This is a genomic window from Herbaspirillum sp. NPDC101397 (genome assembly GCF_044767325.1).
Classification (GTDB): Bacteria; Pseudomonadota; Gammaproteobacteria; order Burkholderiales; family Burkholderiaceae_D; genus Herbaspirillum.
Window position 1 is genome coordinate 31,602 of sequence record NZ_JBIWNS010000005.1, and the last position, 20,156, is coordinate 51,757.

22 protein-coding genes are annotated in these 20,156 nt (G+C 61.5%); 13 read left to right on the plus strand and 9 right to left on the minus strand.

Annotated features, from left to right (window positions below; translation table 11 throughout):
- Positions 1-33: 33 nt before the first annotated feature.
- The 4 genes from pstB to phoR all read left to right on the plus strand — a co-directional run bounded on the left by pstB (position 34) and on the right by phoR (position 3,818).
- Positions 34-819 carry a phosphate ABC transporter ATP-binding protein PstB gene (pstB, locus tag ACIROW_RS12815; RefSeq protein ID WP_116434997.1) on the plus strand — a complete coding sequence of 262 codons (786 nt, stop codon included), beginning with the start codon at positions 34-36 and terminating at the stop codon, positions 817-819.
- Positions 820-977: 158 nt separating this feature from the next.
- Positions 978-1,688 (plus strand): phosphate signaling complex protein PhoU, encoded by a 711-nt coding sequence (phoU, locus tag ACIROW_RS12820; RefSeq protein WP_402276032.1) that lies wholly within the window; start codon positions 978-980, stop codon positions 1,686-1,688.
- A gap of 39 nt (positions 1,689-1,727) precedes the next feature.
- Entirely contained in the window at positions 1,728-2,405 is a 678-nt protein-coding gene (locus tag ACIROW_RS12825) for a response regulator (RefSeq protein ID WP_402276034.1), read from the plus strand.
- Between the two features lie 93 nt (positions 2,406-2,498).
- Entirely contained in the window at positions 2,499-3,818 is a 1,320-nt protein-coding gene (gene phoR, locus ACIROW_RS12830; RefSeq protein WP_402276036.1) for a phosphate regulon sensor histidine kinase PhoR, read from the plus strand.
- A gap of 79 nt (positions 3,819-3,897) precedes the next feature.
- On the opposite strand, the gene ACIROW_RS12835 is transcribed toward phoR, so the two are convergent.
- On the minus strand, positions 3,898-4,494 hold the full coding sequence (locus tag ACIROW_RS12835; protein WP_402276038.1) for a hypothetical protein: 597 nt from the start codon (positions 4,492-4,494) through the stop codon (positions 3,898-3,900).
- A gap of 419 nt (positions 4,495-4,913) precedes the next feature.
- Between ACIROW_RS12835 and ACIROW_RS12840 the strand changes: the two genes are divergently transcribed.
- A complete protein-coding gene (locus ACIROW_RS12840) occupies positions 4,914-5,654 on the plus strand; it encodes a DUF2076 domain-containing protein (RefSeq protein ID WP_402276039.1) in 741 nt (246 codons plus the stop codon).
- Positions 5,655-5,783: 129 nt separating this feature from the next.
- Here ACIROW_RS12840 and ACIROW_RS12845 read toward each other — a convergent pair whose 3' ends face one another.
- The 3 genes from ACIROW_RS12845 to ACIROW_RS12855 form a co-directional block, all read right to left on the minus strand.
- Positions 5,784-6,671: an NAD(P)-dependent oxidoreductase gene (locus tag ACIROW_RS12845; protein ID WP_402276041.1), complete on the minus strand. Its 888-nt coding sequence runs from the start codon at positions 6,669-6,671 to the stop codon at positions 5,784-5,786.
- 88 nt (positions 6,672-6,759) lie between these two features.
- A complete protein-coding gene (locus ACIROW_RS12850) occupies positions 6,760-7,566 on the minus strand; it encodes a transporter substrate-binding domain-containing protein (RefSeq protein WP_402276043.1) in 807 nt (268 codons plus the stop codon).
- 381 nt (positions 7,567-7,947) lie between these two features.
- Positions 7,948-8,784 (minus strand): AraC family transcriptional regulator, encoded by an 837-nt coding sequence (locus ACIROW_RS12855; protein ID WP_402276046.1) that lies wholly within the window; start codon positions 8,782-8,784, stop codon positions 7,948-7,950.
- A 112-nt stretch (positions 8,785-8,896) separates the two neighbouring features.
- Between ACIROW_RS12855 and ACIROW_RS12860 the strand changes: the two genes are divergently transcribed.
- Positions 8,897-10,141, plus strand: a complete 1,245-nt coding sequence (locus tag ACIROW_RS12860) for an MFS transporter (protein ID WP_402276048.1) — start codon at positions 8,897-8,899, stop codon at positions 10,139-10,141.
- 66 nt (positions 10,142-10,207) lie between these two features.
- On the opposite strand, the gene ACIROW_RS12865 is transcribed toward ACIROW_RS12860, so the two are convergent.
- From ACIROW_RS12865 to ACIROW_RS12875, 3 genes are read right to left on the minus strand one after another with little or no spacing between them, the layout of a single operon-like run.
- Complete coding sequence (locus tag ACIROW_RS12865; protein WP_402276050.1) at positions 10,208-11,242, minus strand: alpha/beta fold hydrolase; 1,035 nt, start codon at positions 11,240-11,242, stop codon at positions 10,208-10,210.
- Between the two features lie 48 nt (positions 11,243-11,290).
- Positions 11,291-11,818 carry a thioredoxin family protein gene (locus ACIROW_RS12870; RefSeq protein ID WP_402276052.1) on the minus strand — a complete coding sequence of 176 codons (528 nt, stop codon included), beginning with the start codon at positions 11,816-11,818 and terminating at the stop codon, positions 11,291-11,293.
- Positions 11,819-11,847: 29 nt separating this feature from the next.
- Positions 11,848-12,564: a cytochrome c biogenesis CcdA family protein gene (locus ACIROW_RS12875; RefSeq protein WP_402276054.1), complete on the minus strand. Its 717-nt coding sequence runs from the start codon at positions 12,562-12,564 to the stop codon at positions 11,848-11,850.
- Between the two features lie 196 nt (positions 12,565-12,760).
- Between ACIROW_RS12875 and ACIROW_RS12880 the strand changes: the two genes are divergently transcribed.
- Genes ACIROW_RS12880 through ACIROW_RS12895 form a run of 4 tightly spaced genes read left to right on the plus strand, consistent with a single transcriptional unit; the run spans position 12,761 to position 15,330 of the window.
- Positions 12,761-13,132, plus strand: a complete 372-nt coding sequence (locus ACIROW_RS12880) for a GFA family protein (protein WP_402276056.1) — start codon at positions 12,761-12,763, stop codon at positions 13,130-13,132.
- The gene (locus ACIROW_RS12885) at positions 13,129-13,269 is read left to right on the plus strand and encodes a hypothetical protein (protein ID WP_158559730.1); all 141 of its coding nucleotides are present in this window, start codon (positions 13,129-13,131) and stop codon (positions 13,267-13,269) included. Before ACIROW_RS12880 ends, ACIROW_RS12885 begins: the two co-directional genes overlap by 4 nt.
- Before the next feature lie 7 nt (positions 13,270-13,276).
- Complete coding sequence (locus tag ACIROW_RS12890) at positions 13,277-14,017, plus strand: response regulator (protein ID WP_053195613.1); 741 nt, start codon at positions 13,277-13,279, stop codon at positions 14,015-14,017.
- Positions 14,014-15,330, plus strand: a complete 1,317-nt coding sequence (locus tag ACIROW_RS12895) for an ATP-binding protein (protein WP_402276059.1) — start codon at positions 14,014-14,016, stop codon at positions 15,328-15,330. Before ACIROW_RS12890 ends, ACIROW_RS12895 begins: the two co-directional genes overlap by 4 nt.
- 100 nt (positions 15,331-15,430) lie before the next feature.
- On the opposite strand, the gene ACIROW_RS12900 is transcribed toward ACIROW_RS12895, so the two are convergent.
- On the minus strand, positions 15,431-15,850 hold the full coding sequence (locus ACIROW_RS12900; RefSeq protein ID WP_402276062.1) for an organic hydroperoxide resistance protein: 420 nt from the start codon (positions 15,848-15,850) through the stop codon (positions 15,431-15,433).
- Positions 15,851-16,046: 196 nt separating this feature from the next.
- Here ACIROW_RS12900 and ACIROW_RS12905 point away from each other — a divergent pair, with 196 nt between their 5' ends.
- Positions 16,047-16,526 (plus strand): MarR family winged helix-turn-helix transcriptional regulator, encoded by a 480-nt coding sequence (locus ACIROW_RS12905; protein WP_402276064.1) that lies wholly within the window; start codon positions 16,047-16,049, stop codon positions 16,524-16,526.
- 385 nt (positions 16,527-16,911) lie between these two features.
- On the plus strand, positions 16,912-18,663 hold the full coding sequence (locus ACIROW_RS12910; protein ID WP_402276067.1) for a methyl-accepting chemotaxis protein: 1,752 nt from the start codon (positions 16,912-16,914) through the stop codon (positions 18,661-18,663).
- A 12-nt stretch (positions 18,664-18,675) separates the two neighbouring features.
- On the opposite strand, the gene ACIROW_RS12915 is transcribed toward ACIROW_RS12910, so the two are convergent.
- On the minus strand, positions 18,676-19,545 hold the full coding sequence (locus ACIROW_RS12915) for a LysR family transcriptional regulator (RefSeq protein WP_402276069.1): 870 nt from the start codon (positions 19,543-19,545) through the stop codon (positions 18,676-18,678).
- 93 nt (positions 19,546-19,638) lie between these two features.
- On the opposite strand from ACIROW_RS12915, the gene ACIROW_RS12920 reads away from it, so the two are divergent.
- Positions 19,639-20,079: a multidrug/biocide efflux PACE transporter gene (locus tag ACIROW_RS12920; RefSeq protein WP_402276071.1), complete on the plus strand. Its 441-nt coding sequence runs from the start codon at positions 19,639-19,641 to the stop codon at positions 20,077-20,079.
- Positions 20,080-20,156 lie beyond the last annotated feature (77 nt).

A 20,156-nucleotide genomic window follows, 5' to 3' on the forward strand; every position in this document is an offset into this window, starting at 1 on the left:
GACAACCGATAAGCGAATCGACAAGTGAATACTATGACTACGCAAACATCCGCAACAGCAGACAAGAAATCGACCATTGAAATTTCGCAGCTGAATTTCTACTACGGCGGTTTCCAGGGCCTCAAGAACATCAACCTCAACATCTTCGAAGGCAAGGTCACCGCCTTCATCGGCCCGTCGGGCTGCGGCAAGTCGACCCTGCTGCGCACCTTCAACCGCATGTATGACCTGTACCCCGGTCAACGCGCCGAAGGCAAGATCATGTACGCCGGCAACAACATCCTCGAACCAGGCCAGGATCTGAACATGCTGCGCGCCAAGGTCGGCATGGTGTTCCAGAAGCCGACGCCGTTCCCGATGTCGGTCTACGACAACATCGCCTTCGGCATCCGCCTGTACGAAAACTTGCCCAAGGGCGAAATGGACGAGCGCGTCGAATGGGCCCTGAACAAGGCCGCGCTGTGGGGTGAAGTCAAGGACAAGCTGAACAAGAGCGGTCTGTCCCTGTCGGGCGGTCAGCAACAACGCCTGTGCATCGCCCGCGGCGTCGCGGTCAAGCCGGAAGTGCTGCTGCTGGATGAACCGACTTCTGCGCTGGACCCGATCTCGACCGCCAAGGTGGAAGAGCTGATCGGCGAACTGAAAAAGGACTACACCATCGCCATCGTCACGCACAACATGCAGCAAGCGGCGCGCTGTTCGGACTACACCGCCTACATGTACCTGGGCGAGTTGATGGAATTTGGCGAGACCGACCAGATTTTCATGAATCCGGCACGCAAGGAAACCCAAGACTACATAACAGGCCGTTTTGGATAAGGTACGGCATAAGCTACTGCGCGGCCCGATGTCCGCGCTGTGATGCTCGCCGTACCCCAGTACGGCTGCGCTTCTCGCGCAGACCTCGGGCCGCTCGCTACGCTTCTGCCGCACCTCTTGAGGTCAGTTATTTTTTAATTATTTTTTAAGGACGTGACATGACAGGCGATCACTCTTCCAAGCAATACGATGCCGATCTGGAAACCATTCGTTCCAAAGTGCTGGCCATGGGCGGCATGGTGGAACGTCAGTTCCAGGATGCGATTTCGGCTTTCCGTAACGGCAATCTTGAGCTGGCCGCACGCGTGATGAAGGACGACGAGGCGGTCAATCGTCTGGAAGTCGAACTGGACGATGCCTGCAGCCACCTGATCGTGCGTCGCCAGCCGACCGCCAATGACCTGCGCACCGTGATGGCGACCATCAAGATCATCACCGACCTGGAACGCGTTGGCGACGAAGCCACCAAGATCGCCCGTAATGCGATCCATCTGCACAAGCGCGGTATCGGCCCGATCAACCACTATGAAACCGTGCGCGTCATCGCCGAAGAAGCGTCGGAAATGCTGCGCAGCGCGCTTGATTCGTTCGCCCGTCTGGACACCGATCAGGCTACCGCGCTGATTGCCCAGGACGCCAGCATCGACCACGGCTTCCGTTCGATCACGCGCAGCCTTGCGACCTTCATGATGGAGGATCCGCGCACGATCTCGGCCTCGATCGACACGCTGTGGGTGGCCAAGGCCATCGAGCGTATCGGCGACCACGCCAAGAACATCGGCGAATACGTGATCTACGTTGTCGGCGGCAAGGATATTCGTCATACCGATTTCGGTTCGGCGCAGATTTCCGTGTCAGACGAAGATTGAACCGGCGTTTCCCTTGACCTATTCAAATAGCGCAATTCCATGACTACCATCCTGATCGTTGAAGACGAGCCTTCGATTGCCGAGCTGATTGCCTTCACGCTCAAGGAGGCGGGGTGGTCGAGTTTCGTGGTGTCCAACACGGCCGCAGCGTGGGAGTTTGTCCAGCGCCGCGCGCCGCAGCTGGTGCTGCTTGACTGGATGCTGCCGGACCGCAGCGGCCTGCATCTGCTGTCGCGCATCCGCGGCGACCGCCAGTTGCAGCAGTTGTCGGTGATCATGCTGACTGCCAAGAGCATGGAAGAGGACAAGATCGCCGGGCTCGACAACGGCGCCGACGACTACATCACCAAGCCGTTCTCGCCGCGTGAACTGACGGCGCGCATCAAGGCGCTGCTGCGTCGCAAGAGCCCGGAGTTCGCCCAGGAAGAAATGACGGTCGGTCCCGTCACGCTCGACCCGGCCAGCTGCTCGGTGGCGCTTGGCGGCGACAAGATCGACATCGGTCACGCCGAGTACAAGCTGCTGAAATTCTTCATGGCGCATCCGGATCGCGTGTTTTCACGCAGCCAGTTGCTGGACCGCGTCTGGGGCGACCATGTCGTCATCGAAGAACGCACTGTCGACGTCCATGTCCTGCGCCTGCGCAAAGCCTTGCGTGAAGCCGAGCACCTGATCAAGACGGTGCGCAGCGTCGGCTACATGCTGTCGGCAAAATAACAAAAACAAGCGGGGCGGTTCCGCAGGAGACGCGGGAACCCGAAAGACCTCTATACTGGACCCTGTTCCAGTCCTGTAACTAACGAGCACTACATGAGTCCACAACTGCTGTTTTGGGTTCCGGCGGCCTTGCGCTTCCTGATCTGCCTGATTGGCGTTTGCGTCGTCTGGTTTTTCTTCGGCGCCACCGCCGGGCTGATCGTCGCATTGGCCGGCATGGGCGCGCTGGCGTTCACCCAATTGCATTATCTCTTCCGCCTCGGCAGTTGGCTCGACAATCCCAGCCACGCCAAGCTGCCGGATGGTTGGGGCGCCTGGACCGATATCTTTGCGCGCCTGTACCGCATGCGCCGCGACGATGAAAAAAACCAGATCGAGCTGGCCGAATGGCTGGCGCGTTTCCGCCAGGCGATGAGCCTGCTGCCGGACGGCGTGGTGATCATGGACGACGTGCTGTTCCTTGAATGGTGCAATCCGGCGGCGCAGCAGCACCTGGGCCTGCAACTGGAGCGCGACAAGGGCATGCGCGTCACCAACCTGATCCGCAACCCCGCCTTCATCGACTACATCATCCTCGGCCGCTATGAGCAGCCGCTGATCCTGAGTGTGCAGGAGCGCAAGCTGATCGTGCAGATCATTCCGTTCGAAAACCGCCGCCAGATCCTGGTCACCCACGATGCCACCGAATCGGAGCGTATCGACATGATGCGCCGCGACTTCATCGCCAACGCCTCGCATGAATTGCGCACGCCGCTGACCGTGATCAACGGTTTTCTCGAAATCGCACTGGCGCAACCGAACCTCGATACCGATGTGCGCACCTCGCATCTCAAGCTGATGACCGAGCAGGGCCAGCGCATGCAGAACCTGATCGGCGACATGCTGACGCTGACGCGCCTGGAGTCGGTCGACTATCCGTTGCGTTCAGAGCGCGTGCACGTACGGCCGCTGCTGGAAGGCATTCTGGAAGAAGCCAAGGCGCTGTCGTCAGGCAAGCACCAGATCACGCTGGAAGCCGACGGCCCCGATTTGCAGGGCAACGTCGATGAACTGCGCAGCGCTTTCAGCAACCTGGTTTCGAACGCGGTGCGCTACACCCCGCAAGACGGCGCCATCAAGTTGTACTGGGAGCGCAAGCCGGGTGGTGGCGCACAATTCGTCGTCAAGGACAACGGCATCGGCATCAGCCAGGAACACATCTCGCGCCTGACCGAGCGCTTCTACCGCGTCGACAAGAGCCGCTCGCGCGAGACGCAAGGCACCGGCCTGGGTCTTGCCATCGTGCGTCACGTACTGCTGCGCCACCGCGCCATTCTCGGCGTGGAGTCGGTGCCGGACAAGGGCAGCACCTTTACGGTGAGCTTCCCGGCGAACGTACTGATTGAGGAATTTGTACCGGTGGAGAGCCACTGAGTCCAACTGAATTGCGGTCACCGATGTTGCGGAAGGAAGAGTCGAAGGTCGCCTGATTGAGGGCGACCTCCGGAGAAATTCAGCAAGTAGCCGAGTCGGTGCAGTTTGCCGGCATTGGTTGCACAACTGGCTGCGAGACTGATTGAGTCACCGGTTGTGTCATGGGCTGCTGCATCGGTTGCGGCGCTGGCTGGGAAGCTGGCTGGGGCGCTTGCCTCGGCTCGGGTTTGACAGTCCTTCCGGTATAACTCAGCTTGCGCAGCTCCGGCTCGCCGACGGATTCATCCATCAGGGTGAAGGCGATGCTGCCGGGCATGATGCCCATCAAAGCAATGACCAGTTCGGTACGTACGTATTTTGTTTCGCCAGGGTAAAGGTCAAAAGTAAGCGTGCTGGTGACCGAGGTGGAAGTCCGCGCCTGGTAAGGACCGGCCGGCCGGTCGACAAAGAAAAAGCCGCGCGCACGCGACCGTCCGACGACCTGGTTGTTGAGCAGGATTTCCGGCTGGACCGGAGAGCCGAAGAACGCCGATGAGCGCAGGAAATAGATGCGGCCATAACCAGGCTTGAGCGCCGGCATGGCAACCTCCAGGTCTGCCGGTTTGGGACCGGAGGCGCAACCAGCCAGCACGGCGGCCAGCATCAATAAGGCCAGCAACGGGCGTATCATTTTCATCACAGCTTTTCTTTCTTGTCGTCGCTTGATTGTGTGGGGCGTCGTGTGCCCCATCCCCGGATCTGTCCGTTTTACCCCTATTTTGGTCTTGCTGACGGACAGGGTATAAATATTAGCAAACAAAACCGGCGGGCCGTCATTTTCCCGGACAAATTCACCCGCGCATGCGCCCAAACCACAGACAGCAGCCGTGGAATAGGCCGCTTGCGCTGCTTCCCGGCATCATCACATCGCATCAAGCCCGCCCGCAGACATGAAGTTACAAGCTGTTTCGAACTTTGCAATTACGGTCACAAATGCCGGGTGATATCCCGCGCATAATGGGAGCCCAAGCCGTCTGACGGCAGCCGCATATTGAAATATTCATCGTTGTGCATCATGTACTACCTATGTACTACTCAGGCCGGGAGCCCAGCATCATGAGTCCTCAAGAAACGCAAGCGCTTCAAGATTTTCTTCACCAATTGACGCAGGTGCGCGGCATCGGCAAAGACGCCCAGGCTGACGCGATGATTGCCGCTGCGGTTGCGCAGCAGCCTGATGCAGCCTACTTGCTGGTGCAGCGGGCGCTGTTGATGGATCAGGCGCTCGCGACGTCCAAGGCCCAGATTGCCGCATTGCAAAATCAGGTGCAGGCGTTACAGGCAGGCGCCGCTTCGGCGCAGAGTTTCCTCGACAGCAATGCCTGGGGCAATGCGCCTGCGGCGTCCGTGCGTGCCGCTCCGCCTGTTTCTGCTCCTGCTTACGTCCCTCCCTATACTCCGGCCTCGGCGCCAGCCCAGACGGCGCCCCAATATCAGGCTGCTCCGGCGCCGTCCACCGGATTTTTCGGCGGCGGCATGGGCAGCATGCTGGGGACCGTCGCTGCCACCGCCGCCGGCGTGGCCGGCGGCGCTTTCCTGTTTCAGGGAATCGAACACCTGATGAACAGCGGCAGCGGCTCGGGCTCGACGCATCAGAACGGATTGAGCGCCCCCACGGAAAACGTCGAGAACACCACCGTCAATAATTACTATGGCAGCGACGCCGACAAGGAACGTAGTGCGGGGCGTAGCGACAGCGCCGGCGAAACGACCTCCGGCAATGACCTGGCGGACCTGGGAAACATCGATCTTGACGATATGAGCGACAGCGGCAGTTACGACGACTCAACAGCGTAAGCACTGCCAGCGCCGGCATGGCAGGACCCGAGAATCGCGCACGGATGAACAAAAAACGCCGCCCCAGGGGCGGCGTTTTTTTGTGCTACAGGGTATGCAGCCCAATGCGGAAAGCTGACTATTCCCGGCTTACGTCTTTGACGCCAGCCGGTCTTTGTGCGCCTGCACCATCGCTCCCAGCATCTGCTCGCCGAATCCTTCTTGTGCGCTTTGCTGCAGGGTGGCGGCAACGTGCGGACCGATCATCGATGGATTGGTGAACGCCGCGGTCATGTTGTTGTAATAACCCAGGTCCTTGCCGGCGTTGGCGATGCTGAACTTCATGCCGTCCGAGCGGCCTTCGAGGATGCCGCCGGCGATCATCTGGAAGATGCCGCTGTTGGCGCCGCCCTTGCTGATCACATCGAAGAACTTGCGCTTATCTACGCCGACGGCGTCGCACATCGCCAGCGCTTCGGTCGCCAGAGTGGCGGTGCCGATCGCGATGAAGTTGTTGAGCAGCTTGAGCTTTTGCGCGCTGGTGATGCCGCCGATGTGGAAGATGTTTTCGCAGAAGGCTTCGAGGATGGGCTTGACCTTGGAGAAGGTGGCGTCGTCGGCGCCGACCATGGTGTTGAGGCGACCTTGCATGGCTTCGACCGGCGTGCGCGCCAGCGGCGCATCGACAAAGCTGACGCCCTTGGTCGCCAGTTGTTCGGCAATGCGCGCGCTCGACATCGGCTCGCTGGTGGAGCAGTCGATCAGGATCTGGCCGCTGCGGCAGTTTTCCAGGATGCCGCCGGCGCGGAAGATCAGGTCTTCCACCTGCGGCGAGCCGGTCACGCACAGGATGATGGCGTCGACGTTCGCCACCAGGTCTTGCAGGCTGGCCGCTTCGCGCGCGCCTTCGGCGACCAGTTCTTCCACCGGTTTGCGATTGCGGTTGCCCATCACGGTGACGTTGAAACCCTTGATGACGAGGTTGTGCGCCATGCCCTGGCCCATCATGCCGACGCCTATGAATCCGATATTTTTCATGACTGGAGAAATGCTTTCGTGAAAAGTGAAAAAAGCCGGCGCGGCTGTTTTTGCAACAGCTGCGCCGACGCCGAACGGTGTTGTCTTTTTATTTAGGCATGTATTGCGACAGGTCTGGCAATGGCGCGCCGGCCGCAGCTTCATACGACTTCGCCAGGTTGCCGTTCTTCATGTTGGCGACCACCCAGGTGTTGATCCAGGCCAGCAGCGCGGTGTCTTCCTTGCGCACGCCGATGCCGTGCGGCACCACCTTGACCGAGAACTTGGTTTCGATATTGCGGCCCGGATTCTTGCGCGCCGTGGTGGTCACCAGTTCCTTGGCAGTACCGATGGCGTCGACCTGGCCCGACAGCAGCGCGGCGGCGTTGGTCGAGTCATCGTCGTAGCGCACCAGGATCGTGCCTTTGGGGACCAGCGGCGTCAACAGCGTGTCCTGCAGGTTACCCCGGACTACGCCGACACGCTTGCCGACCAGATCGGCCAGACTCTTGATCTGCATGGTCTTTTCCGCGCCGACCACCGATTCCGATGCGCTGTAAGGTACGCTGAAGTTGATCACCTTGGCGCGTTCCGGCGTGATGCTGAACGACGCAATCACGATGTCGGCCTTGTTGGTCAGCAGGAAAGGCACGCGGTTGGGGCCGGTGACCTGGATGATTTCCATCTCGACGCCGAGGTCCTTGGCCAGCATCTTGGCGGCGCTGACGTCGGAGCCGTAAGGTTGCAGCTTGTCGTCGGTCATGCCGAACGGCGGCGAGCCGAGGTCGATGGCGATGACGATCTTTTTGCGCTGGCGAATGTCACTGAGCGTATCGGCGCTGACCGACTGGGCCAGGCAGACCAGGCCGAGGACGGCCGCGGCGGCATATTTGATGCTGGATTTGAGGGTGTTCATGCAATCTCCTGGTGTAAGAATTGTTGTTTCACTGCTTGTTTTGCTTGTAAAGCACTACTGGAAAACGAATTCAATTCGGAAATTCGGTCGCAGGAAATTGCGGGCGCAAGGGAGCCTTCGCGGCGGACGCAATGCGCCGCCGGCGTGGAAGTCGTTCTCGCGAGAAAAATCCTGTGTGGTCTCCGCCTGAAACGTGACGTCCCGAAGCTGCTGCCCCGAGTGCGTCCGTCGGCTTTTATGGTTCTTGATTCTGTCGCCGGATCTCTTTTAAATACGAGCTTCCGGTTGGAGAGCGACACTACGCCCGGCCCCCGGCACTGTCCAATGAAACTAATTCATCGCGTGATAACCGATCGTGATGGCGCGGCTTGCAGGGTTGTCTCATCCATTTTTTTTGGCGCGTTGCAGCATGCTGTCGGCGGCGATGTTCCGGCGCGCCAGGCCGCCGTATTGGCTGGGTGTTTTGCCGAGCACGCTGCGGAACATGCTGGTGAAGGCGCTGGCGCTTTTGTAGCCGAGCCGTTCGGCGATACGTTCGACCGCTTCGCCTTGCGACAGTCGCAGCAGCGCTTCGGTGATGTGGACCTGCTGCACCCAGTGGCGGAAATGCAGGCCGGTTTCTTTCGGGAACAGACGGATCAGCGTGCGCGCACTGGCCCCCGCGAACCCGGCCCAGTATTCCAGCGAGTTGGCGTTGCCGGGATCGGCAAGAATGGCTTCGCACACGGCCAGCACGCGTCGGTCGGCCGGCCAGGGAATCACCACCGGAATAGCAGTGGCGCCATCGATTTCCGACAGGATCAGTTGCGCCAGGTGCCCGCCGCGGCAGCGGGTGTCGTAATCCGATTCTTCCTCGAGCAGCGCCAGGATCAGCTCGCGCAGCAATGCGCTGACTTCCAGCAGGCGGCACTCGGCGCCGATCAGTTCCGATTCGTGCGGGCGGATGTAGAGCGTGCGCAGGCGCACCGCGCTGAGCATGCGGATTTCATGCGCCAGGCCGCAGGGCACCCACAGTGCGCGCTGTGGCGGGATCACCCAGAGGCCGTGCGCGGTGCGTACCTGCATCACGCCTTCCGCGGCATACAGCAACTGGCCGCGCGGATGCGAGTGCATGGCGAGCAACTGGTCATGGCTGAAATCGCGGCTGAAGGCGACCACCGCATGCGGCAAGTGCTGCAACTGCGCTGCCTTGGGGCTGGAGTGGACCGTGTGGATCATGGCAAAAAGAAGGTTGTCACTTAATCGACGGAAAATGTCATTCCGGTTTTTAAGTGTCACTATACCATTCGCCTATCGTCCCACCATTCCTGCCATTTCACCTTTCATCGCCATGACAACACAAACATCTTCTCCCGTCGCCTTGTCCGGCACGCCGGCTGCAAGCCCACCGGTGCCGGCCGGCGCGCAGCAAGGCAGCTCGCCGCTGGTGCTGCGCATCGTGCTCGCGGTCGGCTTCGCCCACCTGATCAACGACCTGATCCAGGCGCTGCTGCCATCGATCTATCCCATGCTCAAGCAAAGCTACGGACTGACGTTCACCCAAGTCGGCCTGATCACGCTGACCTTCCAGGTCACGGCTTCGCTGATACAGCCGTGGATCGGCATGTACACCGACAAGCATCCCCAGCCTTTGCTGCTGCCGTGCGGCGCGCTGTTCACCTTGCTCGGCATCGTGCTGCTGTCGATGGCCGGCGGCTTCGGCTGGTTCTTGCTGGCGGCGGCGCTGATCGGCGTCGGTTCATCAACCTTCCATCCGGAAGCGTCGCGCATCGCGCGCATGGCGTCGGGCGGTCGCTTTGGATTCGCGCAATCAACCTTTCAGGTTGGCGGCAATGCCGGCTCGGCGCTCGGCCCCTTGCTGGCGGCGGCGATTGTGGTGCCGTTCGGCCAACCCAACATCGCGTGGTTCTGCATCTTCGCGGTGGTGGCGATCGTGGTGTTGTCGCGCGTGAGCAATTGGTATCGCCATCATCTGGCCGCAGGGGCCAAGAAGGCCAGGGCGACGGTGCATCATCACCTGTCTCCCGCTGCCGTCAAAAAGGCCCTGCTGGTGCTGGCCTTGCTGGTGTTTTCCAAATACTTTTACATGGCGAGTTTCACCAGCTATTTCACCTTCTACCTGATCGACCGGTTCCATCTGGCCGTCGGCGATTCGCAGATCCTGCTGTTCTTGTTCCTCGGCGCAGTGGCTGCCGGCACTTTCTTCGGCGGACCGATCGGCGACCGCATCGGACGCAAGCGCGTGATCTGGTTTTCGATCCTCGGCGCAGCGCCGTTCGCCTTGCTGCTGCCGCACGCCAACCTGTTCTGGACCGGCGTGCTGTGCGTGTGCGTCGGCTTCGTCCTGGCGTCGGCGTTCTCGGCCATCGTGGTGTATGCGCAGGAGCTGGTGCCGGGCAAGGTGGGTTTGATTTCGGGCGTGTTCTTCGGCTTGATGTTCGGCTTCGGCGGCATCGGCGCGGCGTTGCTCGGGCATCTGGCCGACCTGTACGGCATCGCTTACGTTTACCTTCTGTGTTCCTTGTTGCCGCTGGCGGGGGTATTGACGGTATTCCTGCCTGACCTGAACGAATAAGCCAGGCGCGCAATGACAAAAATGCCATCCGTTTGCGCGGATGGCATTTTTTTCGGCCCAAGGAATTTACAGCTTCGTCACCGCGAGCACGGCATTGGCGAATTCCTGCGGGGCTTCCTGCGGCAGGTTGTGGCCGATGCCGCCGGTGAGGTTGCGGTGCTCATACTTGCCCGCAAACTTGTTGCGATACGCAGCCGGCGGCAGGAACGGCGCACCGTTGGCGTCGCCTTCCATCGTGATGGTCGGGATGCCGATCACAGGGAGGTCGGCAAGACGGCGTTCCAGCGCGTCGTACTTGCGTTCACCTTCGGCCAGGCCGAGACGCCAGCGGTAGTTGTGGACGACGATGGCGACGTAGTCGGGATTGTCGAACGAGGCGGCGCTGCGGTTGAAGGTGGCGGCGTCGAAATTCCATTTCGGCGAGGCCGTCTTCCAGATCAGCTCGGCGAATTCGCGACGGTACTGCGTGTAGCCGGTCACGCCGCGTTCGGTGGTGAGGTAGAACTGATACCACCAGTCGAACTCGGCCTTGGGCGGCAGCGGCTTCTTGGCGGTCGCCAGGTTGGTCATCAGATAGCCGCTCACGGAGACCAGCGCCTGGCATCGTTCCGGCCACAGTGCGGCCATGATGCAGGCGGTGCGCGCCCCCCAGTCGAAGCCGGCGATGACCGCCGACGGAATGCGCAGTGCATCCATCAGCGCGATGATGTCCTGCGCCACTGCCGATTGCTGCGCATTGCGCATCGCGTCGGCCGACAGGAAGCGGGTGCTGCCGTGGCCGCGCAGGTGCGGCACGATCACGCGATGGCCGGCGGCGGCCAGCAGCGGCGCGACCTCGACGAAGCTGTGGATGTCATACGGCCAGCCGTGCAGCAGGATGACCGGCTTGCCGTTGGCCGGGCCGAGCTCGGCGTAACCGACGTTGAGCACGCCGGCGTCGATCTGCCTGATCGAGGTGAAGCCGGCAGCCGCTGCTGACGAGGTGCCCGCTGTAATGGTCTGTGCGTTGGCGAGTGCGCTGAAGCTCAGTTGCGCGGTGGCGACGGTGGCTGCTGCTGCGCCGAAGAAACGGCGGCGGCGTTGATCGATCTGGTCGGACATTTTTTCTCCTTGGTCTAAGTACGATGGTTGAACTGCGTTTGGGTTGCGTTACTGCGGTTGCGCCAGCAGGTTCTTGATGGCGGCTTCGGTCTGCGCGTACTGGCCTTCGCCGAAATGCGTGTAGACCACCTGGCCCTTCTTGTCGATCAGGTAGAAGGCGGGCCAGTACTGGTTGTTGTAGGCGCTCCAGGTGGCGTAGCGGTTGTCCTGCGCGACCGGGTAAGTGATGCCGAAGCGCTTGATGGCGGTCTTGACGTTGTCGGTGCTGCGCTCGAACGGATATTCCGGCGTGTGCACGCCAACCACCACCAGGCCCTGGTCCTTGTACTTCTGGTGCCAGGATTTGACGTAGGGCAGGGTGTTGATGCAATTGATGCAGGTGTAGGTCCAGAAGTCGACCAGCACCACCTTGCCGCGCAGTTGCTGCATGGTCAGCGGTTCGCTGTTGAGCCATTTGTCGACGCCGGTGAATTCAGGTGCGGCGACGCTCTTGCTGAGCGCGCCGGCTGAGGCGGCGGTGGAAGTAGCGGCGGCGAATACAGTCAGGGCGGCGAAGGTCTTGAGTCGGGAGAGCATGGTGGATCCTTTCAATTGAAAGAGGAAAATCAGGAAGAAAACAGGGAAGACAAGGCGGCGGTAATCAGCACGTCGTATTGCAGGTAGATCGCCAGCGCGGTCAGCATCACCAGTACGCCGAACAACTGTTGCAGGCGCTGGGTGTGGCGCGACACCATGCGGACATGGCGGCTGATGTACTGGCCGCCGTAGAGAATGGCGAGCATGGGGATGGCGGCGCCGATGGCGTACATCAGCAACAGCAGGGCCGACCAGCCGAGGTCCTGGGCCTTCACGACCAGCACCAGGATCGAGGCCAGCACCGGACCGGCGCAGGGCGTCCAGACTGCGCCCAGCGACATGCCGAGTACAAAGCCGCCGGTGTTGCCGGCGTGTTCTCTCGGCGCTTTCGGAGTAGCGCCGTGCATGCGTTGCAGCGGCGCCTGCAAGTGCGCCACCAGCCATTCGTAGGGACGCGGCCACAGGCGCAGCAAGCCGGACAGCGCCAGCAGCGCGATGGCGGTATTGCGCAAGGCTTCCTGGGCTACGTGGACGGTGCTGGACACTGCGCCCAGCAACATGGCGAAGGCCGAGAAGCTCAGGATGAAGCCGGCGATGATGAACAGCGGACGAGTGCGGTTGGGTGCGCTGCCCGTTGGTCCGACCGAGCTGCCCAGCAAGATGGGCAGGACCGGCAGCACGCACGGCGAAGCGATGGTCAGCAGACCGGCCAGCAGGGCGAACGGCGTTTCGATGAAGTTGTGCATGTCAGGCATTCCAATGTTGGTTGCGATGACCGTATTGGAACGTTTGCACGTATCTGGCTTGTGTCTGCAACAGCACACGGGTGCAATGTTTTGTGTATGTACACGCACCAGATACATTGAGACACAAATCAACCCGGGGCTTGTTTTCGCATTGATTTATAAAGTGGTCATTGCCAACCATTTGAAGGAGAAGGAAATGATTGCTGAACGCTACAAAGGCTCTTGCCACTGCGGCGCCGTCCGTTTTGAAGTCCGTACCGCGCTGACGCCGGCGGGGCGCTGCAACTGCAGCCTGTGCCGCCGCAAGGGCGCGCTGATGACGCCGATGATCGACGCCGCCGATGTCAAGATCGTCAGCGGCGAAGAGTCGCTGACGCTGTATCAGTTCAACACCCGCACCGCGAAGCATTATTTCTGCAAGCACTGCGGTATCTATCCGTTCCACCAGACCCGCAGGGATCCCAACTTCTGGCGCGCCAACATCGGCTGCCTGGAAGGTGTCGATCCGTATGCGCTGGAAGCCGATGTGGGCGACGGCGCCAGCTTGTCGGTGGTGGAGGACGCGTGACCGGCCTTAAACGTTTTCTGGCGATCTTTGCCTTCCTGGCCGGAGGTTTTGCGGCTGAGCTGGCCAAGCCGGTGTATTGCTCGCTGCTCAACGTGGCCAGTACGCCGGCGAGCCGGCGCAAACGCGCTAAGGTATGATCGCCGCATGGAAAACCAAGACCACATCCTGATCGTCGACGACGACCGCGGCATCCGCGAACTGCTGGCCGCCTACCTTGAGAAAAACGGCATGCGTGTGTCGCTGGCCGCCAACGGGCGCCAGATGCGCGCGGTGCTGGAGCAGGGCGCGCCGGATCTGATCGTGCTCGACCTGATGCTGCCCGGCGAAGACGGCCTGGTATTGTGCCGTGAATTGCGCGTCGGCAAATTCAAGGCCGTGCCGGTGCTGATGCTGACCGCGCGCAGCGAAGAAACCGACCGCATCGTCGGCCTCGAAATGGGCGCCGACGACTACCTCACCAAGCCGTTCGCGGTGCGCGAACTGATGGCGCGCATTCGTTCGGTGCTGCGCCGCGCGCGCATGTTGCCGCCCAACATGCAGGTCACGGAAGCGGTGCAGATGCTCGGCTTCGGCGACTGGCGGCTGGACACCACGGCGCGCCACCTGCTCGATCAGGACGGCACCATGGTGGCGCTGAGCGGCGCCGAATATCGCCTGCTGCGCGTATTCCTCGACCATCCGCAACGCGTGCTCACGCGCGACCAGCTGCTCAACCTGACCCAAGGACGCGCGTCGGATCCGTTCGATCGTTCCATCGACCTGCTGGTGAGCCGCCTGCGCCAGCGCCTGCTGGACGGCGCGCGAGAGCCGCGCTACATCAAGACGCTGCGCAACGAAGGCTATGTCTTCTCCGCGACCGTCACCCTGATCGAAGGCGAGCAATGACATTGTCCCTACTGCGCTGGCCGCGCACGCTGTTTGCCCGGCTGGCGCTGATCCTTTGTATCGGCCTGGTGCTGGCGCAGACGCTGTCGTTCTGGCTGACGCTGACCGAGCGCGATCAGGCCACTACCAACGTCATGATGGGTTACATCGAACGCGAAGCGGCCAGTTCCGTCGCGCTGCTCGATCACCTGCCGCCGGCAGAACGCGCGCAATGGCTGCCGCGCCTGGCGCGCCGCAGTTATGAATTCATCCTCGGCCCCGGCATCACCGGCACGCCGCCGGATGCGCGCCTGTCGAAGATGGTGGCAAAGTCGATCGCCGACGGCATCGGCACCGAATACGCGCTGACCGTCAACGCCGTGCCCGGCGACAAGGAGCGCATGCAGGTGCATCTGAAGTTGACAGACGGTACGCCGCTGACCATCGACATGCGACCGATGTCGGGCGTGCCGCTGTCGCCGTGGCTGCCGTTGGTGTTGGCTCTGCAACTGATCGTGCTGGCTGCGTGCTGCTGGCTGGCGGTGCGGCTGGCGACGCGGCCGTTGCATGCGTTGGCCGCTGCGGCCGATACGCTCGGCCCCGATCTCAAGGCGGTGCGCTTGCCGGAAGACGGCCCGTCCGAAGTTGCCCGCGCGGCCAAGGCCTTCAACGCCATGCAGGACCGTATTGCCACTTACATGACTGAACGCATGCAAATCCTGGCGGCGATTTCGCACGACTTGCAGACGCCGATCACGCGCATGCGTCTGCGCGTGGACGTGATGGATGAAGGGGCGCAACACGCCAAGCTGCAACAGGATTTGCAGGAGATGGAAACGCTGGTCAAGGAAGGCGTGGCCTACGCACGCACCTTGCATGGTGCAGCGGAAGCGCCGATCCGCATCGATCCCGACGCGCTGCTCGACAGCCTGGTGTGCGACTACGTCGACGCCGGCAAAGAGGTGTCGCTGCACGGCGCCGTCGGCGCGGCGCTGGTGACGCGTCCGCAGGCCCTCAAGCGCATCCTCGGCAACCTGGTCGACAACGCGCTCAAGTTCGGTGGCGCGGCCGAGCTTGAAGTCGGCGCGCAAGCTGATGGAGCGGTGACCATCGCCGTGCTCGATCGCGGTCCCGGTATCCCGGCCGAGTCGCTGGACGCAGTGTTCGAACCCTTCGTGCGACTGGAAACTTCGCGCAACCGCAACACCGGCGGCACCGGACTGGGACTGGCGATCGCGCGTCAGCTGACGCTGGCGATGGATGCCAAGTTGTCGCTGCATAACCGCACCGGCGGTGGCTTGGAAGCTCGCCTGACGTTGCGGCCGCAACACTGATCCTTCCCGTTTTCGTTGCGTAAAAAAAAGGCCTGCCGCATGTGTATTTCGGCAGGCCTTTTTATTTGTATCGAAGCAGATGTGCCTGATCAAACCTCGATCAGATCAACTTGATTTCAACGCCAATGTTGCCGCGCGTGGCTTTCGAGTACGGGCAGGTTTCGTGTGCTGCATCGACCAGCGCCTGGGCGACGGCGCGGTCGAAGCCGGGCAGGCTGACGTTCAGGCGCGCCTGCAGGAAGTAGGCGCCGGCGGTGGTGCCGAGATCGACTTCGGCATCCACGCGCAGGTCGGCCGGCAGCTTGATCTGCCTCTCGGCAGCGGCCAGGCCCATGGCGCCGATGAAGCAAGCCGACCAGCCGGCCGCGAACAGCTGCTCCGGATTGGTGCCTTTGCCGGTGCTGCCGGGCGACGACAGCTCGATGTCGAGACGGCCGTCGGCACTGCGTGCGGAACCGTCGCGGCCGCCGGAGGTGGTGGTGGTCTTGCCGGTGTACAGTACTTTTTCGATGGTGCTCATGTCAGGTTCCTCAGGTGGTGAAGTGGTGTCGGTTAATTTAAATCGCATCCGATGTAATCGAATGCGATGAATAATACCTGAGCTTTTAAAAATGTCAACGCATTCGATTAAATCGTATCCGATGTATAATTTCGGCAACGTCCGCGCAGTTGCACCAAGCGCATCGATCGCGCCGTATCCACAGGAGCTCACCGCCATGTCCCGACCTTCACGCACCGCAAAGCCAGCGCAGGCAACGGTGGCTGCCCCCAGGCTGTCCGATTTCCTCTGCTTCGCGATCTATTCCGCCAACCTCGCGTTCGGCAAGGCGTATAAGCCCATCCTCGATGAGCTCGGCCTGACCTACACGCAATACATCGCCGTCATCGCACTGTGGGAGGAAGACAACCAGACCGTCAGCGGCCTCGGCGAAAAGCTGTTCCTCGAATCGAACACGCTCACGCCCATCCTCAAGAAGCTTGAGGGGATGGGTTACCTGAATCGTGAACGCGACGCCGTCGACGAGCGCCAGGTGCGGGTAGGGCTGACGGAGGCGGGGCGCCGACTGCGCGAGAAGGCGCTGGACATCAACCTGGCCGACGCCTGCGGACTGGGCGACGAGGAATTCGTGAAGGTCCAGAACGCTGTCGCGACGCTGCGCGACAACCTGATCAAGGCGACGCGCGCGCGCACCTGATTCAATTCATTTTTCTTTCTCTGCCGTCGCTGATGCATCTTCCTCATCGTCGGCGGCAGTTGTCGCTTCCGCGGCAGTTGTCACGTCGTGGCAATTGACCTATCCCTGCAGTTGTCATTTCAGTTGCCAACCTCACGCTGAAATTCTCTCCCCGCATTTGCATCTTCGACAACATTGCAGCGCAATGCCGTCCGCGCAACATTTCATGACGCAGACATGTTGCGATGGTAAGAAGACCATGCGGTGCTTTTCTAGGTAGAAATACCAATAGCTCTGATGCCGCCTTATTGCAGACAATACGGGCCATTCCGGGTTGCTTGCTGCGTGCTGCGCGCGAAGAGCTTCCACGAAGGGGACCGGGATCGACATTCACAGAAAGATAAAAATGAATTTCCTTGCCAATATGAACATCAGCAAACGTCTCAACCTGGGCTTTGCGATCATTCTGTTTTCCGCCATCGCGGTCATTGCGCTGAGCATCTGGCGTCTGCATGCGGTGGCCGAGACCACGCAAGCCATGATGGAAAAGCCGCTCGCCAAAGAGCGCCTGGTGTCCGACTGGTATCGCACCATCCACACCAGCGTGCGCCGCACCACGGCGATCGCCAAGAGTTCCGACCCCAGCCTGAGCGCGTTCTTCGCCGAAGACGCCGCCACCGCCACGAAGCTGTCGAACGAGCAACAAAAGACGCTCGAAGGCCTGCTCAGCAGCGACAAGGAAAAAGCCCTGTTCGCGCAACTGGGCACGGTGCGCAAGAGCTACATCGTGGCGCGCGACGCCATCTCCAAAGCCAAGGCCGACGGCAACGTGGAAGAGGCCGCGCGCATCCTGGCGAAAGACTTTCCGGCAGCGGCCAAGGGTTACCTTGACGCCTTGCAGCAACTGCTCGACCTGCAGCGTTCCAGCATTGACCAGATCGCCGCCAGCATCCAGGCGCAATACACGCAAAGCCGCAACCTGCTGATCGCTTTCGGCGCGCTGCTGTTCATCGCCGGCTGGGTGTTCGCCTGGCGCCTGGCGCTGAGCATCATCCGTCCCTTGAAGCAGGCGCTCGGCATCGCCGAAACGGTGGCGTCAGGCGACCTGAGCTCGCGCATCGACGTCAGCCGCAAGGACGAAACCGGTCAGCTGCTGCGTGCGTTGAAAACCATGAACGACAACCTGCAGCGCATCGTCGGGCAGGTGCGCACCGGCACCGACACTATCGCCACCGCTTCGGCCGAGATCGCCAGCGGCAACATGGATTTGTCCACGCGTACCGAACAGCAGGCCGGCTCGCTGGAAGAAACCGCGTCGGCGATGGAAGAACTGACCTCGACCGTCAAGCAGAACGCCGACAACGCGCGCCAGGCCAATCAGCTGGCCGTGTCCGCCTCCGAAGTGGCGGTGCAGGGCGGCAGCGTGGTCGGGCAAGTGGTCGACACCATGGGCGCCATCAATGCGTCGTCGAAAAAGATCGTCGACATCATCAGCGTGATCGATGGCATCGCTTTCCAGACCAACATTCTTGCGCTGAATGCGGCAGTAGAAGCGGCGCGCGCCGGCGAGCAAGGCCGCGGATTTGCAGTGGTGGCGTCGGAAGTGCGCAGCCTGGCGCAGCGCTCGGCCTCGGCCGCGAAGGAAATCAAGGAACTGATCAGCGACTCGGTCGACAAGGTCGACTCCGGCAGCAAGCTGGTGGAGCAGGCCGGCGCGACCATGGCGGAAGTGGTCGCCAGCGTCAAGCGCGTGACCGACATCGTCGGCGAAATCAGCTCGGCCAGTCAGGAGCAGAGCGAAGGCATCGAGCAGGTCAATCGCGCGATCGCGCAGATGGATGAGACCACACAGCAGAACGCGGCGCTGGTGGAACAGGCCGCAGCGGCTGCGCAATCCATGCAGGATCAGGCGGCGACGCTGACGCAGGTGGTGGGTATCTTCACGCTGGACAGCGCGCATGCGACAGGCAGGAACCTTGCGGCGGCTCAGGTCAAGCCGGCGGTCATGGCGCCCACTGCGGCAACCACGAAGAGCGCGCCCCACAAGCCTGCTCCAGGACTTGGCAAAAGCGCAGTAAAGACAGCCGTGTCCGCGCCAGCAGCAACGCCGAAGCGCCTATCGGCCGCAACGTCGGACGACGACTGGGAACAGTTTTAAGCGCTGAAATTGTCAGGCCGGCGTTTGCAGAAAGGTATTGCACAGCCATGCGCCGGCCTGCCCCAGTCCGCGTTCGCGCGACCAAATCACGTGCACGCGGATGCTGCGCGGCCAGCCGTGCACCTTTAACTCCTTCAGATCCGACGCGCCGAAACGCTTGACCACCCAGCGCGGCAATTCCGCCCAGCCGAATCCCAGTTCGGTCATCTCCAGCAAGATCAGATAACTCGACGCCGACCAATACAGGCCGGGTTGCTGTTGTCGCGTCGGGTCGCGATGGGTGTAGGTGTTAACGCGCAGCTCGCGCACCTGGCGCAGCATGTCGCCGCTGATGTGCGCGGCCTGCGCCAGCGGATGCGCGGTGCTGACGTACAGGCCGATCTCGGACTGGTCGGCGATGGTCTCGAAGCCGATGTCCGGCGGATACGACGGCTGCGCCGCCACCAGCGCCAGCTGCACGCGGCCCGATTGCACCAGGTCGACGGCATCCTCGTCTTCGGCGATCAGGCATTCCAGGCTGAGGTCGGGGAAGCGCTGCTCGAGTTGCGCCAGGCTTTTTTCAAAAACGTCGGACTGATAGGTGTCGGACAGCGCAAAACTCAATTGCGCCTCGCGGCCGCCGGCCAGTTGCTGCGCCGCCCGGCTGAGCTTGTCGTTGGCGTCGAGCAGCTGGCGCGCATGCGTGAGCAGGGCGTGACCGTGTTCGGTCAGGGTCGGCTTGCGCGTGCTGCGGTCGAACAGCGTCACGCCGAGATCGATTTCCAGGTTGGCGATGGCTTCGCTGACGCTGGATTGCTGCTTGCCGAGCTTGCGCGCGGCAGCCGAAAACGAGCCGAGGTTGGCGGCTTCGATGAACATCTGCAGGGCGTCGAGAGAGTGCATGCGTGCCTATAAGTATCGGTTATTCCGATGGTTAATAACTTCATTCTATCAGCGGGTCCGTCGATAATCGAGGCATTCCCAAGGAGAGAATCCATGAAGCAAGAGAAATCCCTCTATGAACGTTTGCTGCACGCGGTGTTGTTCGAAATCGTTGCGCTGCTGCTGTGCGCGCCGGTGATGTCGTGGTTGCTAGGCGTGTCGTTTGCGCACGCAGGCCTGCTGACGCTGATGATTTCGCTGGTGGCGATGACTTGGAACGTCATTTTCAATACCGTGTTCGATCGTCTCGAACGGCGCTGGAAGGGGCCCGCCGCCGGGCGCAGCTTTGCGGTGCGCATCGCCCACGCCGTCGTGTTCGAAGCCGGCCTGATCCTGGCCGTGGTGCCGATGGCCGCGTGGTGGCTCAATATCGGTCTGATCGAAGCCTTCGTGCTCGACATCGGCCTGGTGTTGTTTTTTCTTCCTTACACGCTGGTATTCAACTGGTGCTATGACAAGATGCGCGCCGGCATGCTCAGGCGTGCAACTTGCTGAATGGCTTGTTAACCGTGTTTACAGCCTGAAGGGCGCGAAATCGCCCGGAACGAGAAGCCGCCCACAGGCGGCTTTTG

Coding starts and splice junctions, on each gene's coding strand:
- ACIROW_RS12880 (WP_402276056.1), top strand. CDS start 12,761: ATGATTGCTGAACGCTACAAAGGCTCTTGCCACTGCGGCGCCGTCCGT.
- ACIROW_RS12875 (WP_402276054.1), bottom strand. CDS start 12,564: ATGCACAACTTCATCGAAACGCCGTTCGCCCTGCTGGCCGGTCTGCTG.
- ACIROW_RS12855 (WP_402276046.1), bottom strand. CDS start 8,784: ATGATCCACACGGTCCACTCCAGCCCCAAGGCAGCGCAGTTGCAGCAC.
- ACIROW_RS12825 (WP_402276034.1), top strand. CDS start 1,728: ATGACTACCATCCTGATCGTTGAAGACGAGCCTTCGATTGCCGAGCTG.
- ACIROW_RS12845 (WP_402276041.1), bottom strand. CDS start 6,671: ATGAAAAATATCGGATTCATAGGCGTCGGCATGATGGGCCAGGGCATG.
- ACIROW_RS12910 (WP_402276067.1), top strand. CDS start 16,912: ATGAATTTCCTTGCCAATATGAACATCAGCAAACGTCTCAACCTGGGC.
- ACIROW_RS12865 (WP_402276050.1), bottom strand. CDS start 11,242: ATGTCCGACCAGATCGATCAACGCCGCCGCCGTTTCTTCGGCGCAGCA.
- ACIROW_RS12920 (WP_402276071.1), top strand. CDS start 19,639: ATGAAGCAAGAGAAATCCCTCTATGAACGTTTGCTGCACGCGGTGTTG.
- ACIROW_RS12850 (WP_402276043.1), bottom strand. CDS start 7,566: ATGAACACCCTCAAATCCAGCATCAAATATGCCGCCGCGGCCGTCCTC.
- ACIROW_RS12860 (WP_402276048.1), top strand. CDS start 8,897: ATGACAACACAAACATCTTCTCCCGTCGCCTTGTCCGGCACGCCGGCT.
- phoR (WP_402276036.1), top strand. CDS start 2,499: ATGAGTCCACAACTGCTGTTTTGGGTTCCGGCGGCCTTGCGCTTCCTG.
- phoU (WP_402276032.1), top strand. CDS start 978: ATGACAGGCGATCACTCTTCCAAGCAATACGATGCCGATCTGGAAACC.
- pstB (WP_116434997.1), top strand. CDS start 34: ATGACTACGCAAACATCCGCAACAGCAGACAAGAAATCGACCATTGAA.
- ACIROW_RS12900 (WP_402276062.1), bottom strand. CDS start 15,850: ATGAGCACCATCGAAAAAGTACTGTACACCGGCAAGACCACCACCACC.
- ACIROW_RS12870 (WP_402276052.1), bottom strand. CDS start 11,818: ATGCTCTCCCGACTCAAGACCTTCGCCGCCCTGACTGTATTCGCCGCC.
- ACIROW_RS12835 (WP_402276038.1), bottom strand. CDS start 4,494: ATGAAAATGATACGCCCGTTGCTGGCCTTATTGATGCTGGCCGCCGTG.
- ACIROW_RS12890 (WP_053195613.1), top strand. CDS start 13,277: ATGGAAAACCAAGACCACATCCTGATCGTCGACGACGACCGCGGCATC.
- ACIROW_RS12905 (WP_402276064.1), top strand. CDS start 16,047: ATGTCCCGACCTTCACGCACCGCAAAGCCAGCGCAGGCAACGGTGGCT.
- ACIROW_RS12915 (WP_402276069.1), bottom strand. CDS start 19,545: ATGCACTCTCTCGACGCCCTGCAGATGTTCATCGAAGCCGCCAACCTC.
- ACIROW_RS12840 (WP_402276039.1), top strand. CDS start 4,914: ATGAGTCCTCAAGAAACGCAAGCGCTTCAAGATTTTCTTCACCAATTG.
- ACIROW_RS12895 (WP_402276059.1), top strand. CDS start 14,014: ATGACATTGTCCCTACTGCGCTGGCCGCGCACGCTGTTTGCCCGGCTG.